Genomic DNA, 14636 nt, shown 5'->3' on the forward strand with positions numbered 1-14636 from the left:
TACGGATTGTTCCGCGATTAATTGAAGAACTGACTGATTTTCGCCTTGAGAATATCAATCGCAATCCGGTTTTTGCCGCCGCGCGGCACAATGATGTCTGCGTATTGTTTTGATGGTTCGATAAATTGCAGGAACATCGGACGGACTGTCTTCTGATATTGCGCCATCACAGAATCCATTGAACGGCCACGTTCGTTGACGTCACGCTTCATGCGGCGCATCAGACAGATATCCAGCGGTGTATCGACGAAGATGGAGAAATTCATTTCCTGGCGCAGACGCACGTCAGTCAGAAGAAGGATCCCTTCCAGAATGATCACTTTCTTCGGCTTAAGCGTCACGGTTTCAGCCAGACGGGTATGTTCAATGAAGCTGTAGCTCGGCAATTCAATCGCCTGGCCTGACTTCATTGCCTGCAAATGCTGGAAAAGTAAATTGTGATCCATCGCACTTGGATGGTCGTAGTTGGTTTTGACCCGCTCTTCCATGGTCATGTGGCTTTGGTCTTTATAGTAGCAATCTTCCGGGATTACCCCGATGTGCTCATCACCGACCTGATCACGAAGTTCACGGTATAACGTACTGGCGATGAGGCTTTTTCCCGAAGCAGATGCGCCAGCGATACCCACGATGACACACTGATGGAATTTGTCAGACATAAAATTAAAGACCTGATTTGGAAGTTGGAAGGCAAGCACAGACATGTGCTTTGAACGCGCCAATTATAAGTACAAGCACTACCTGATGCCAGCGTTAAGGCGGTGTAATCGCTGACATCAGGCAATAAATCGCGGAGTTGGGAGATTAAACGGCCCGGAATGCAATTTCTGTCGGGATAGCGTCCCCCCTCCAGAACAATTGTGATGCAATTTTTGCCGCCAGTTCCCGATAAATGACAGTGAATTCACTGTCCGGATTAGAGACAACTGTCGGTTCACCGCGATCTAAATCTTCCCGCAGCGAAATATGCAGCGGCAATTGAGCCAGCAGTTCGCAACGGTATTTCTCGGCCAGACGCTGTGCGCCTCCGGTGCCGAAAATCGGTTCATGATGTCCGCAATTACTGCATACGTGCATACTCATGTTTTCGACAATGCCCAGTACCGGCACATGGACTTTTTCAAACATGACAATGCCCTTCATGGCATCCAGCAGCGCGATGTCCTGTGGCGTCGTCACCACCACTGCGGCTGTTACCGGAATATTCTGCGACAACGTCAGCTGAATATCACCGGTGCCCGGCGGAAGGTCGATGACCAGATAATCGAGGTCTGGCCACAGGGTGTCCGAAAGCATCTGCATCAGCGCTTTACTGGCCATCGGACCGCGCCACACCATCGCATTTTCATCGGTGACCAGATAACCGATGGAGTTGGTCGCCAGTCCGTGCGCCATAATCGGCGACATATGTACGCCATCCGGCGATGTCGGACGCTCTTCTTCAGTGCCCAGCATATTTGGCACGGACGGGCCGTAAATATCGGCATCGAGAATACCGACCTTTCCACCCTCAGCGGCCAATGCCAGCGCCAGATTCACGGCGGTAGTCGACTTCCCTACCCCGCCTTTACCCGAGCTGACAGCCAGAATATTGCGCACACCTTTAATACCCGGCTGATCGTTCGCGCGTTTCAGGGTGGCGATATCGTGACGCAGATTCCACTGAATAGCCGAAGCGCCGGTGACCCGCAGCAATTCTCCGCTGGTTTCATCCTTGAGCACATCGAAACCACTGTTCCAGGCAAACGGCAGCGTCAGGTCAATATGTAAAACATCGTCCATCAGCACGCAGTGATGCAATGCTTTAATGGCGGGCAAATCTTTTTGTAATGTGGAATGGCGGAAGGTGGCCAGTACGCCGGTCACTAGTGCGCGCAGCCCTGCGGGTGTGGTCTGCTGTGGGGATTGAGATGTCATCCCGGCTCCTTGAAACTGGTTATCAGACTATTTATCTATACATAAGCATAACAGAACACACGCAAGGAGATCCCCCCGTTTGTTTACGCGGGGAGGCGCTTTCGGTTAACATCAATGCCCCTGATTTCAACTACAGAAAGCAAGCTCTTACTATGGCTCAAGTCGCGAAAAAAATTTTGGTAACCTGTGCACTTCCGTACGCCAACGGATCCATCCATCTCGGTCACATGCTCGAGCACATCCAGGCTGACGTCTGGGTCCGTTACCAGCGAATGCGCGGCAATGAAGTGCATTTCATCTGTGCGGACGATGCGCACGGCACACCGATCATGCTCAAAGCGCAGCAGCTCGGTATCAAGCCGGAAGAGATGATTGCCGAAATGAGCCAGGAGCATCAGAAAGATTTCGCCGGCTTCGGTATCAGCTACGACAATTATCACTCCACGCACAGCGACGAAAACCGTGAGCTGTCCGAGCTGATTTATGGTCGTCTGAAAGAAAATGGCTTCATCAAGAACCGCACCATTTCTCAGCTGTACGATCCGGAGAAAGGCATGTTCCTGCCTGATCGTTTCGTCAAAGGCACCTGCCCGAAATGTAAATCACCCGATCAATACGGTGATAACTGCGAAGTCTGTGGCGCTACCTACAGCCCGACTGAACTGATCGACCCGAAATCTGTGGTCTCAGGTGCCACGCCGGTGCTGCGTGATTCCGAGCACTACTTCTTTGATCTGCCTGAGTTCAGCGCGATGTTACAGGCATGGACCCGTTCAGGCGCATTGCAGGAACAGGTAGCGAACAAAATGCAGGAGTGGTTCGAGCACGGTTTGCAACAGTGGGATATCTCCCGCGATGCTCCGTATTTCGGCTTTGAAATTCCTGATGCACCAGGCAAGTATTTCTACGTCTGGCTGGACGCACCAATCGGCTACATGGGTTCATTCAAAAACCTGTGTGACCGCCGCAGCGACCTGAACTTCGACGAGTTCTGGAAAAAGGATTCCACTACCGAGCTGTATCACTTCATCGGTAAAGACATCGTTTATTTCCACAGTCTGTTCTGGCCGGCCATGCTGGAAGGCAGCGGTTTCCGCAAGCCAACCAACCTGTTCGTGCACGGTTATGTCACCGTCAATGGCGCGAAGATGTCCAAATCGCGCGGTACGTTCATCAAGGCCAGCACCTATCTGAACCATCTGGATGCGGATTGCCTGCGTTACTACTACACCGCGAAGTTGTCTTCACGCATCGACGATATCGACCTGAACCTGGAAGATTTCGTGCAGCGCGTTAATGCCGACATCGTGAATAAAGTGGTAAACCTGGCTTCGCGTAATGCCGGTTTTATCGCCAAACGTTTTGACGGCAAACTGGCTGACAAACTGGCCGATGAAGCGCTGTATAAAACGTTCACCGATGCCGCAGAAAGCATCGCTCAGGCGTATGACAGCCGTGAATCAGGCCGCGCAATTCGTGAAATCATGGCGCTGGCTGACCTGGCTAACCGTTATGTTGACGAACAGGCTCCGTGGGTTGTGGCGAAACAGGAAGGCCGCGACGCCGATCTGCAGGCCATCTGCTCAATGGGCATCAACCTGTTCCGCGTACTGATGACCTATCTTAAGCCGGTGCTGCCTTCGCTGACAGAGCGCACCGAAGCGTTCCTGAATACCACTCTGGACTGGGACACTATTGCCCAACCGCTGCTGTCGCATCAGGTGAATCCTTTCAAAGCGCTGTTTAACCGTATCGAACTGGATAAAGTGACCGCGATGGTTGATGCATCGAAAGAAGACATTGCGGCTGCAAAAGCACCGGCTACCGGTCCGCTGGCTGACTCCCCGATTCAGGAAACCATCACTTTTGATGATTTCGCCAAAGTGGATATGCGTATCGCGCTGATCAAAAGCGCTGATTTTGTGGAAGGTTCGGATAAACTGTTGCGCCTGCAACTGGATCTGGGCGGTGAAACCCGTCAGATTTTCTCCGGCATCCGCTCAGCGTATCCTGATCCGAAAGCGCTGGAAGGCCGCCTGACAATCATGGTCGCTAACCTCGCACCGCGTAAAATGCGCTTCGGCATCTCTGAAGGGATGGTGATGGCGGCGGGACCTGGCGGAAAAGACATCTTCCTGCTCAGCCCGGATTCCGGCGCACAGCCTGGTATGCAGGTGAAGTAAAACTCATGACTGCTCCTCCCCCTGCGAAGGGGGAGGTTGGGAGGGGGTTTTACAGACAAAATAAAGAGTTGGAGAAAACTTCAGCTTATTTTTTTTGACCTTAATACCCCACCCCAACCCTCCCCTTCGCAGGGGAGGGAGTAAAATCATTTCGGCCAGTTCGGCCATACGCTGCGTGGATACTCTCTGTCGATATCCGATTTCGCCAGCCCGATATCTTTCAACTGATCTGCACTGAGCGAATGCAAAATTTTGCGGCTGACACGGCGCTCATTCCAGCTGTACACCCCTGCGTAAATCTGTTTTAACCAACCGCCCTTTTGTACCTGCATCTGTACTGCCCGCTCAGGCATTTCGATTTCTGCGTTAACCCTTGTCTCACAACCGGCAAACTGCCGTTCTTCAATGATATTTTTCATATTCTGCTCCCGTTGACGACCTGACATCAGGATCTTACAAACGGGTAAAACATTACAGATTCAGTTTTTTTGTATTTCAACCATACAGATCTGGATCTGATGACAGATTCAGCGTTAGATTGTGTCCATCTGTACTGCTTTCTTTGCGCAGGCGTTGAGGAAAAGATAATGAATCGTTACGAAAATCTGGCAAATGTGTTGAGTGACCGTATTGAACAAGGGCTGTATCCGGCGGGTATTCGTCTACCCTCGGTACGGGTTTTAAGCAGTGAACACGGCGTCAGCGTCAGCACGGTTCAGCAGGCGTATCGCGTGCTGGAAGAAAAACAGCTGGTAGAGGCGAGGCCAAAATCGGGTTACTTCGTGAAAGATGCGCGCATTCAGGCGGCCCTTCCGGCAGTATGCCGCCCAACGCAGCGTCCGGTGGATATCTCCCAGTGGGATCAGGTGCTTGAGCTGATCACTTCCCCGCACCGTCCCGGCGTGGTGCAGCTGGGTCGTGGCTCGCCGGATGTGACCGCCGCCACGCTCAAACCACTCAGCCGTCTGATGGGGCGCGCAGGGCAGCATCAGAATCTCAGCGCGTTTCATTACGACAGCATTTACGGTTCAGAGGATTTACGCGAGCAAATCGCCCGCCTGATGATCGACAGCGGCAGTCACATGGATGCCAGCAATATTCTGATCACGACCGGCTGCCATGAGGCGCTGTCTATCGCGATCCGTTCCGTTTGCGAACAAGGGGATATTGTGGCGGTGGATTCCCCCAGTTTTCATGGTGCGATGCAAACGCTGAAAGGCTTTGGCATGAAAGCGCTGGAAATTCCGACCGATCCCGTTACCGGCATCAGCCTGGAAGCCCTCGAAATGGCGCTGGAACAGTGGCCGGTCAAAGCCATACAGCTGACGCCCAACTGCAATAATCCGCTCGGTTACAACATGCCGGATGACCGCAAGAAAAGTCTGCTGCGTCTGGCGCAACGCTACGATATCGCGATTATCGAAGATGATGTTTATGGCGAACTGGCGTATCAGTATCCGCGCCCGGCCACTATTACCTCGTTCGATGAAGATGGCCGTGTGCTGTTGTGCAGTTCGTTTTCCAAAACGCTGGCACCCGGTTTACGCGTGGGATGGATTGCACCGGGCCGTTATCATGACCGCGCCCTGCACATGAAATACATCACCACTGGCGCTTCCGCCACGCTGCCGCAAATCGCTATCGCGGACTTCATCAAACAGGGGCATTACCTGCAACATATGCGCCGGATGCGAAATCAGTACCAGCGAAACCTGTGCATCATGACTGACTGGGTAATGAAATATTTCCCGTGCGGTACGCGCGTCAGCCGCCCGCAGGGAGGCTTTCTGCTGTGGATTGAACTCGACGAACGCGTGGATACACAACGTCTGAACCGGTTGCTGGAAGAACATTTAGTGCAAATTGCCATAGGTTCGATATTCTCTGCATCAGGCAAATACCGCAACTGTCTGCGCATCAACTACGCCCAGTCGCTGACGGCGAAAACCGAACGCGCCGTCCAGCAGGTTGGCGTGACCATTTCACAGATGCTGGAAAATTGCTAAACGCCCATCCGGAGAGACTTTTATCGTGCAAATCGAACCGTTACCGCCACTGAACACGCTGGTGGCTTTTGAATGCGTGGCACGTTATTGCAGTTTTTCCCGGGCAGCCGACGAGCTTAATCTGACCCAAAGCGCCATCAGCCGCCAGATTATCCAGCTGGAAGAAATGCTCGGCTGTAAGCTTTTTCAGCGCGCCCAGCGTAAAACTACGCTGACACCCCGCGGCGAAACTTACGCGCAACAGGTGCGTAAATTGCTGGGAGATATTTCGCAGTCCACGGCAGAAGTCATGGGCTGGAACGGTTTACCGCAGGTTACGCTGGCCTGCACCAGTGCGATGAGCGGCCTGTGGCTTTCGTCACGTCTTTCCTCATTGCGCCAGCTGCTGCCAGACTTGCAAATCCGCATGAAAATCTCCGACAGTTTTTCGGATCTCAAATCATCAGAATTTGACCTGGCTATTTTCTATCTGCGCGAGCCGCCGCCTGGTTATCACGTGCAGGCACTGTTCGATGAAGTCTGCTATCCGATGTGCTCGCCTGAATTTCTCAGTCGCCTGCCGGCCGATACCAGCGCTGCTGATTTGCTCGAGCAAACATTGCTTATCCAGGACGACCCGCAACGTGAATGGACCGGCTGGCGTGACTGGTTTGCCTCACAGGATGTCAGTTTCGTGACGCCGCGCAGAACATGGCGCGCCAATAACTATCCGTTTCTGGTGCAGTCGGCAGTGCTGGGGGACGGAATCTTACTGGGGTGGGAAGGACTGGTGCAGGATTACGTCAACAGCGGCCAGCTGGTGGCGGCACATCCCGGCAAACTGGCCGCCGCCGGAAAATGCTACATGCTGACGCCGCAGGACCGGTTCCTGAAACCTGTGGTGCATAAAGTGATTAACTGGCTGAAACAGCCTTAATAAACTCTTTCCCCTGCGAAGGGGAGAGAGTTAAAAAATAATAATGTTCTTATATGTTATTTATATATCCGTCGGCGGGATTTTATTCCTTTCCAGATATCTGCGTTTTCTCGCAGAATTCATACCAATTAACGTAAACAACAGCCAGCATGACTGTGAAATACAGGATGCAAGGTTAAAATCATGGCTTAACGAATACAGGCCAAACACACCGCCGATTATATTAAGATAGGCGTAACTATTAGCATCAACCGCTAGCCTGCGCATTTGAACCAGCGCATAAGCCAGAAGATAGCAAAACACGCCAATTAAGCCGACAACCGTATGCATTTCCACCGGCCACTTCCCTTTCCAGATATTGATAGATCAGAAAAATAAAGCTTTTCAGGGTGTTCTGCCGCGCATTTTTCGCATACCCTCATGATAAATTCTCATGCAAGTTCAACAGGGGGTTTTGATATAAATCATCAAGGCAATCCATTGCGCCAATTAGAAACACCTGGGGTATTTCGCCTGCACCTATAAAATTCCAGCACGTACTATGGAGAAAATTAATGAAAGATAATAATTCCCCTTTGACGAAATTAATGCAGGATGCACAACTTAGCCGTCGCGGCTTTATTACCAGCGCTTCCGCTGTGGGTATTACCAGTGCCTTAGGATTTTCACCTTTCTCTGCGTTTGCCGCAGAGCCGAAAAAAGGCGGCGTATTAAAACTGGGTATGTCAGGGGGAAATACCAGTGATACGCTGGACCCGACATTATTCAGCGACTGGGTGCCATTAAATCAGGCATATATGCTGATGAACGGCCTGGTGGAAATTGATGAAAATAACAAAGCTACGCCGGAACTGTTCTCCGCATGGGAAGCCAAACCGGGTGCGGCCGAATGGGTATTTACCGTTCGCGATGGCGTCACCTTTCATAACGGCAAAAAGCTTGATGCCGAAGACATCCTCTACTCCATCAACCTGCATCGCGGCGACAAATCCAAAAGCGCCATCAAAACCCAGCTGGCACCGATTACCGGCCTGACCAAACAGGGCGATAATCAGATCCTCATTACCCTCGACAGCGGCAACGCCGACCTGCCGTATCTACTGGCGGATTACCATCTGGTGGTCGTTCCCAACGGCTTCACTGACTGGTCACACCCGATTGGCACCGGCGGGTTTATCTTTGATCAGTACGAACCGGGCGTACGCTCACTGTTCAAACGTAACCCGAATTACTGGAAGCCGGATCGCGCCTTTGTCGATGCTGTGGAAGTGCTGGTCATCAACGATCCGACCGCACGCACCAACGCCCTGATTTCCGGTCAGGTGCATGCGATTAACCGCGTCGATTTCAAAACGGTCGATTTCCTCAAACGCAGCCCGGCGCTCAATATTGTGCGTTCCTCCGGTGGCCAGCACTTTACGTTCCTGATGGATTGCAGCGTCGCACCGTACAACAACAACGACGTGCGCATGGCGATTAAACACGGCATCGACCGCCAGAAAATCCTCGACACCGTGCTGCGCGGTTACGGCTCGCTGGGTAACGATCACCCTATCCCGAAAACAGACCGTTTCTTCAATCACAGTCTGGAACAACGCGCTTACGATCCGGACAAATCGAAGTTCTACCTGAAAAAAGCCGGTCTGACAGATCTCAAAATCGAACTGTCCTCTTCTGACGCTGCCTTTGCCGGTGCGCTCGACGCCGCGGCCCTGTTCCAGGGACAGGCGCAAAAAGGCGGCATTCAGGTCAACATCAAACGCCAGCCCGCCGACAGTTACTGGGACGACGTGTGGATGAAAGCGCCCTTCAGCATGGGTTACTGGGGCGGACGTCCGACGGCGGACCAGATGTTCTCCACTGCCTATCAGTCCACCGCAAAATGGAACGACACGCACTGGAAAGATGAGAAGTTTGACGCATTACTGTTGCAGGCCCGTTCACTGCTTGATGAGGGCAAACGTGCTGAAATCTATGGCGAACTGCAAAGCATCGTGCGCGACAACGGTGGCGCGATGATCCCGCTGTTCGGCGATTATCTTGATGCGGCCAGTAAAAAAGTCGGCGGCATCAAGCCACATCCGATGTTTAACTTCATGGGTGGTCGTCTGGCCGAGCGCGTCTGGCTGGAGGCATGATGAAAAAACGGATTTTACAGCGGGTCCTGTTGGGCATTATCACGCTGTGGCTGGTTTCTGTGCTGATTTTCATCGGCACAGAAATGCTGCCCGGTGACGTTGCAACGGCTATTCTGGGCCAGAGCGCTACGCCTGAAACCGTTGCCGCGTTGCGTCTGCAACTCGGGCTGGATGAGCCGTCAGTACTGCGTTATCTGCACTGGCTGGCGGGCATTATGCACGGTGATTTAGGTCATTCACTGGCCAACGGTCGCGCCATCAGCGACGAACTGCTGCCGCGTTTGGCGAATACGCTGTTCCTCGCCGGATATGCCGCGGTGATCGCCATTCCGCTGGCGGTGGGTTTAGGCATCGCCTCCGCCATCTGGCGCGGTTCGGTCTTCGACCGGCTGGCAAATACGCTGACACTGATCAGTATTTCAGTACCGGAGTTTTTCGTTGGCTACATTCTGGTGATCGCCTTCGCTATCCGCCTGACCTGGTTTCCGAGTCTGGCGATGGTCGACAGCAGCTCTTCGTTCTTCGACCGTCTTTATGTCTGCACCCTGCCGATGCTCACTCTGACGCTGGTGGTGCTGGCACATATGCTGCGCATGACGCGCGCGTCGGTCACCGCGGTGATGGCCAGTCCGTACATCGAAAGCGCGGTGCTCAAAGGCATACCGCGCTGGCGCATTGTGGTCGCTCACGCGCTGCCAAATGCCCTTGCGCCTATCATCAACGTGGTGGCGTTTAACCTCGCGTATCTGGTGGTCGGCGTGATCCTGGTGGAAGTCGTGTTTGTCTATCCTGGCATCGGGCAGTACATGGTGGATGCGGTGACCAAGCGCGACCTGCCGGTGGTTCAGGCCTGCGGTCTGCTGTTTGGCGGCACTTATATTTTCCTCAACACCACCGCCGATTTGCTGGCGATTTGGTGCAATCCACGCCTGCGCCATGCGCGCTAAAAGAGGGAACTCATGAACCGGTATTTCATTAACATCCCGCTGTCGGCCTGGATTGGTATTGTGATTATTGCGGTGAATCTGCTGGCGGCTATTTTTGCGCCGTGGCTCGCGCCGCACAGCGAAACCGAACAGGTCGGCGACATCTGGTTGCTGCCCTCCGCCGCCACGCCATTTGGCACCGACAGCCTCGGGCGAGATATGCTTTCACGCATTTTGTTTGGTGCACGCACCACGATTGCTATCGCACTGACTATCACCTTCAGCTCATTCATCATTGGCATTGTCACCGGCTTTACGGCAGCGATTTACGGCAAATGGGTGGATGTGGTGCTGTCGCGCATCGTTGATACCGTGATGTCGATTCCGGTGCTGATTTTCGCGCTGATCGTGTTGTCCGTGATGGGCACGTCCATTCCGGTACTGGTGCTGACCATCGCCCTGCTCGATGCCACCCGCGTTTTCCGGCTGGCACGCCTGGTCGCCCAGGCCATTGTCTGTCAGGAATATGTGGAAGCAGCGCGTTTGCGTGGCGAAGGGCTGCGCTGGGTGCTGTTTAAAGAAATCCTGCCGAACGCCCTGCCGCCGCTGCTGGCGGAGTTTGGTATGCGCTTCTGCTTTACCTTCCTGTTTATCGCGGGCCTGAGCTTCTTAGGTCTGGGCATTCAGCCGCCGTATGCCGACTGGGGCAGCATGGTGCGCGACAACGCGCAGGCGATTAACTTTGGTCAGTTCGCGCCATTGTATCCGGCGGCGGCGATTGCCCTGCTGACGATTGGTGTCAATCTGGTGGTTGACTGGCTTCTGGCGCGCAACAGCCTGCCGCATGGAGATGAAGCATGACACGCACGATTTTAGAAATGCGCGGCCTGCGCATCGAAACCCTCGATGGCTCGCCGCTGGTGCAGGATATTTCACTCAAACTGGCGGCGGGCGAAGTGCTCGGTCTGATTGGCGAATCCGGTGCAGGGAAATCCACCATCGGGCTGGCGGCACTGGGTTACGCACGTCAGGGCTGCCGGATTGCCGGTGGCGAAGTCATTCTCGATGGCACGGATATCGTTTCTCAGCCTTCCAGCGTCAAACGCGAATGGCGCGGCAAACGGGTAGCCTATGTGGCGCAAAGTGCGGCGGCCTCGTTTAATCCGGCGCTGACCATTGAAAAACAGGTCTGCGAAGGCCCGATCCGCCACGGTCTGATGAGTAAAGAAGAAAGCCGCCAGTGGGCGATTTCGTTGTTCCGCTCGCTGGATTTACCGGATCCGGAAAACATCGGCAAACGCTATCCGCATCAGCTTTCCGGCGGGCAACTTCAGCGCGCGATGGCCGCGATGGCGATGTCCTGTAAACCCGATTTGCTGATTATGGATGAGCCAACCACCGCGCTGGACGTTACCACGCAGATTGAAGTGCTGGTCATGCTGCGCAAACTGGTGCGCGAATTCAACACAGCAGCGCTGTATATCACACATGACCTGGCCGTTGTCGCGCAACTTGCCGACCGCATTATGGTGCTGCGTCACGGCAAAGAAGTGGAAACCGGCGATACCCAAACCATTCTGGAAAATCCGCAGCAGGAATACACCCGCAGGCTGGTGGCTGAGCGTGAACAGGCACTGACGCCGCTGTCGGAAAGTCATGAATCCGCCGGACAGCCGCTGCTGACGATGCGTAAACTGAGCACCGGCTACAACGGGAAACGGGTGGTTCACGATGTCAGCCTGCAACTGCCGCGCGGCAAAACGCTGGCGATTATCGGCGAATCAGGTAGTGGTAAAAGTACGCTGGCACGCGCATTGGTCGGCCTGCTGCCTGACACCGAAGGCAGCGTGGATTTCGATGGCATTCAGCTTTCGCACAATTTCCATAAGCGCAACAAAGAAACGCTGCGCCGCATGCAGATGATTTATCAGCTGCCTGACGTGGCGCTGAACCCGCGCCAGACGCTGCTGGATATCATCGGCCGCCCGCTGACCTTCTATTTTGGGATGAACAAAATGCAGGTGCGCGAGCGCGTGGAAGAATTACTGCGCCTGACCGAACTGCCGGTCAAACTGATTGACCGTCGTCCCGGTGAGCTTTCTGGCGGGCAGAAACAACGTGTTTGTATCGCCCGTGCACTTGCCGCGCAACCGGAACTGATTATCTGCGATGAAGCCACGTCAGCGCTCGATCCGCTGGTAGCAGAAGAAGTACTGAATCTGCTGCGCCGGTTACAGCAACAGCTCGGGCTGTCGTATCTTTTTATCACCCATGATCTCGGCACGGTAAAACGTATCGCCCATCAGGTGGCGGTGATGTATCAGGGTCAGGTGGTCGCCAGCGGCGATACCGACGTGGTCTTCAGCGCGCCAATGCACAGCTATACCGAAAAACTGCTGACCTCCGTACCAGAAATGCGCACCAGCTGGCTGGACGATGTTCTCGCCCTGCGCGGCACGGCGCTTCCGGCGGCAGCTATTCCTTCGACAGGAGTCTTATGAGCACCAAACGCATCGTGACCGAATTCCCTCACGCCGTCACCGTGACTGAACATTTGTGGATCCCGCTGAACGATGGCACGCGCCTCGCTGCCCGCCTGTGGCTGCCGGACGACGCCGAACGCCATCCGGTGCCCGCCATTCTCGAATACATTCCCTACCGCAAGCGCGACGGAACCCGTACCCGCGACGAACCGATGCACGGTTTCTTCGCCGGAAACGGCTATGCCGTAGTGCGTGTGGATATGCGCGGCAGCGGCGAGTCTGACGGCTTGCTGGCTGATGAATATCTGTTGCAGGAACAGGAAGACGCGCTGGAAGTTATTCAGTGGATAACCGGACAACGCTGGTGCAGCGGCAACGTCGGCATGATGGGTAAATCCTGGGGTGGCTTCAACGGCCTGCAGGTCGCCGCCCGCCGCCCTCCGGCGCTGAAAGCCATCATCACTGTCTGTTCTACCGACGACCGCTACCGCGATGACATCCACTACAAAGGCGGCTGTCTGCTTAACGACAATCTCTGGTGGGGCGGCATCATGCTGGCGTACCAGAGCCGCCCTTCCGACCCTGCGCTGGTCGGTGAAAGCTGGTACAAAGACTGGCTCAACCGTCTGGAAAACATGCCGTTCTTTCCGGCGCTGTGGATGGAGCATCCGCTGCGCGATGAATACTGGCAGCACGGTTCGGTGTGCGAAGACTGGTCGGCAATCCAGTGCCCGGTGATGGCGATTGGCGGCTGGGCTGACGCTTACAGCAACGCTGTTTTCCGTCTGATGGACAATCTGAAAGTCCCGCGCCGCGCCATTCTTGGCCCGTGGGCGCATATCTATCCGCAGGACGGCACGCCGGAACCGGCAATTGGCTTCTTACAGGAAGCCGTGCGCTGGTGGGATCACTGGCTAAAAGGCGAAGACAACGGTGCGATGGAAGGCCCGATGATCCAGACCTGGTTGCAGGACAGTCAGCCGCCATCGGCGATGCGTCCGGTAAGCCCCGGCGAATGGGTGGGATTTGACCGCGGCACCGCCAGTAATATTAATCACAGCCCGCGCTGGCTGACACGCGGCCAGCTTAATACCCAGCCGGACGTTGACGCAGGTGTACTTAATATCTGCTCGCCGCAGAACCACGGTCTGATGGCGGGTGAATGGATGGGCGCAGGCGTGCCGGGCGAAATGCCGCCGGACCAGCGTGTCGATGACGGCATGGCGGAAATCTTCGACGGCGAACCGCTGGCCGAACCGCTGACTATTTTCGGCTTCCCGGAATTTACCGTCGAACTCAGCAGTGATAAACCGGCTGCAATGCTATATGTCAGGCTTTCAGATGTTGCGCCGGACGGTTCGGTGAATCGCGTTACACACGGCTGGCTGAATCTTTCGCATCTGCATGGTCATGATAAATCTGTACCGCTGATCCCCGGCCAGAAAGTCAAAGTACCGGTACAGCTGGACGGTATCGCGCATCGCTTTGCCACCGGACACCGGATGCGCATTTCACTGGCGACCACCTTCTGGCCGATGATCTGGCCGATGGCAGAAGCGACAACGCTGACCTTAGATTTGCACAGTGCGCAGCTCAGTCTGCCGGTATGCGAGCAACCCGTTTCTATCGACGGCCCGATCAAAGAGCCGCAAAGCGCACCGCTTACTCCGCAAACTGTGCTGTCACCGGGACGCGTCGACCGCAACATCACCTACGATTTTCTTACCGACAGCTGGACCAGCGTAACCAACGGCGTGGGCGGTGTCTTCGGCGAAGGCGTTTACCGTTTTGATGATATTGATACGACCGTCGACCATAATCTGCGGCGGGAGCTGACCGTCAGCAACAGCGATCCGCTTTCCGCGCGTTATCTGCTGACCCAGACCATGAAAATGGGGCGTGAAGGCTGGTGGATGGAAGCGGAGATCACCCTCGAACTGCGCAGCGACCTGACGCATTTTATCGTCAGTGGCGATATGGTGGTTAGCCTGAACGGTGAGGAAGAGTTCACCAAGTACTGGCACGAGAGAATTGCGCGATAATCTAAAACCCTCCCCTTCGCAGGGG

The 14636-nt window shown here is 54.7% G+C and carries 12 protein-coding genes; 8 read left to right on the top strand and 4 right to left on the bottom strand.

The features are described 5' to 3' along the window. Nucleotides 1-17: 17 nt before the first annotated feature. Nucleotides 18-659: a uridine kinase gene (gene udk, locus D5398_RS00065; protein ID WP_120506638.1), complete on the bottom strand. Its 642-nt coding sequence runs from the start codon at nucleotides 657-659 to the stop codon at nucleotides 18-20. A 145-nt stretch (nucleotides 660-804) separates the two neighbouring features. Beyond that, complete coding sequence (gene apbC / locus D5398_RS00070) at nucleotides 805-1917, bottom strand: iron-sulfur cluster carrier protein ApbC (protein ID WP_120505817.1); 1113 nt, start codon at nucleotides 1915-1917, stop codon at nucleotides 805-807. Between apbC and metG the strand changes: the two genes are divergently transcribed. Further along, the gene (metG, locus tag D5398_RS00075) at nucleotides 1911-4100 is read left to right on the top strand and encodes a methionine--tRNA ligase (protein ID WP_279634993.1); all 2190 of its coding nucleotides are present in this window, start codon (nucleotides 1911-1913) and stop codon (nucleotides 4098-4100) included. The genes apbC and metG overlap by 7 nt on opposite strands. Before the next feature lie 146 nt (nucleotides 4101-4246). Here the strand turns inward: metG and D5398_RS00080 are convergent, their stop codons facing one another. Next, the gene (locus D5398_RS00080) at nucleotides 4247-4519 is read right to left on the bottom strand and encodes a DUF1127 domain-containing protein (protein WP_120505818.1); all 273 of its coding nucleotides are present in this window, start codon (nucleotides 4517-4519) and stop codon (nucleotides 4247-4249) included. 168 nt (nucleotides 4520-4687) lie between these two features. On the opposite strand from D5398_RS00080, the gene D5398_RS00085 reads away from it, so the two are divergent. Next, entirely contained in the window at nucleotides 4688-6106 is a 1419-nt protein-coding gene (locus D5398_RS00085; protein ID WP_120505819.1) for an aminotransferase-like domain-containing protein, read from the top strand. 25 nt (nucleotides 6107-6131) lie between these two features. Next, nucleotides 6132-7022, top strand: a complete 891-nt coding sequence (locus D5398_RS00090; RefSeq protein WP_120505820.1) for a LysR substrate-binding domain-containing protein — start codon at nucleotides 6132-6134, stop codon at nucleotides 7020-7022. 60 nt (nucleotides 7023-7082) lie between these two features. Here D5398_RS00090 and D5398_RS00095 read toward each other — a convergent pair whose 3' ends face one another. Next, a complete protein-coding gene (locus D5398_RS00095) occupies nucleotides 7083-7358 on the bottom strand; it encodes a CBU_0592 family membrane protein (protein WP_120505821.1) in 276 nt (91 codons plus the stop codon). 218 nt (nucleotides 7359-7576) lie between these two features. Here D5398_RS00095 and D5398_RS00100 point away from each other — a divergent pair, with 218 nt between their 5' ends. Genes D5398_RS00100 through D5398_RS00120 form a run of 5 tightly spaced genes read left to right on the top strand, consistent with a single transcriptional unit; the run spans nucleotide 7577 to nucleotide 14611 of the window. Then, nucleotides 7577-9160 (top strand): ABC transporter substrate-binding protein, encoded by a 1584-nt coding sequence (locus D5398_RS00100; RefSeq protein WP_120505822.1) that lies wholly within the window; start codon nucleotides 7577-7579, stop codon nucleotides 9158-9160. Then, the gene (locus tag D5398_RS00105; protein WP_120505823.1) at nucleotides 9160-10107 is read left to right on the top strand and encodes an ABC transporter permease; all 948 of its coding nucleotides are present in this window, start codon (nucleotides 9160-9162) and stop codon (nucleotides 10105-10107) included. The genes D5398_RS00100 and D5398_RS00105 overlap by 1 nt, the downstream gene beginning before the upstream one ends. Nucleotides 10108-10119: 12 nt before the next feature. Then, a complete protein-coding gene (locus D5398_RS00110) occupies nucleotides 10120-10947 on the top strand; it encodes an ABC transporter permease (protein WP_120162685.1) in 828 nt (275 codons plus the stop codon). After that, nucleotides 10944-12587 carry an ABC transporter ATP-binding protein gene (locus tag D5398_RS00115; RefSeq protein WP_120505824.1) on the top strand — a complete coding sequence of 548 codons (1644 nt, stop codon included), beginning with the start codon at nucleotides 10944-10946 and terminating at the stop codon, nucleotides 12585-12587. Before D5398_RS00110 ends, D5398_RS00115 begins: the two co-directional genes overlap by 4 nt. After that, nucleotides 12584-14611, top strand: a complete 2028-nt coding sequence (locus tag D5398_RS00120) for a CocE/NonD family hydrolase (RefSeq protein WP_120505825.1) — start codon at nucleotides 12584-12586, stop codon at nucleotides 14609-14611. The genes D5398_RS00115 and D5398_RS00120 overlap by 4 nt, the downstream gene beginning before the upstream one ends. The last annotated feature ends 25 nt before the right edge of the window (nucleotides 14612-14636 follow it).

Source organism: Rahnella bruchi, from assembly GCF_003614975.1.
Lineage (GTDB): Bacteria > Pseudomonadota > Gammaproteobacteria > Enterobacterales > Enterobacteriaceae > Rahnella > Rahnella bruchi.

Excerpts from the sequence above, each read along its gene's own strand:
- D5398_RS00105 (WP_120505823.1), top strand. The coding sequence starts at position 9,160 with ATGAAAAAACGGATTTTACAGCGGGTCCTGTTGGGCATTATCACGCTG.
- D5398_RS00080 (WP_120505818.1), bottom strand. The coding sequence starts at position 4,519 with ATGAAAAATATCATTGAAGAACGGCAGTTTGCCGGTTGTGAGACAAGG.
- D5398_RS00120 (WP_120505825.1), top strand. The coding sequence starts at position 12,584 with ATGAGCACCAAACGCATCGTGACCGAATTCCCTCACGCCGTCACCGTG.
- D5398_RS00115 (WP_120505824.1), top strand. The coding sequence starts at position 10,944 with ATGACACGCACGATTTTAGAAATGCGCGGCCTGCGCATCGAAACCCTC.
- D5398_RS00100 (WP_120505822.1), top strand. The coding sequence starts at position 7,577 with ATGAAAGATAATAATTCCCCTTTGACGAAATTAATGCAGGATGCACAA.
- D5398_RS00110 (WP_120162685.1), top strand. The coding sequence starts at position 10,120 with ATGAACCGGTATTTCATTAACATCCCGCTGTCGGCCTGGATTGGTATT.
- metG (WP_279634993.1), top strand. The coding sequence starts at position 1,911 with ATGTCATCCCGGCTCCTTGAAACTGGTTATCAGACTATTTATCTATAC.
- udk (WP_120506638.1), bottom strand. The coding sequence starts at position 659 with ATGTCTGACAAATTCCATCAGTGTGTCATCGTGGGTATCGCTGGCGCA.
- D5398_RS00085 (WP_120505819.1), top strand. The coding sequence starts at position 4,688 with ATGAATCGTTACGAAAATCTGGCAAATGTGTTGAGTGACCGTATTGAA.
- apbC (WP_120505817.1), bottom strand. The coding sequence starts at position 1,917 with ATGACATCTCAATCCCCACAGCAGACCACACCCGCAGGGCTGCGCGCA.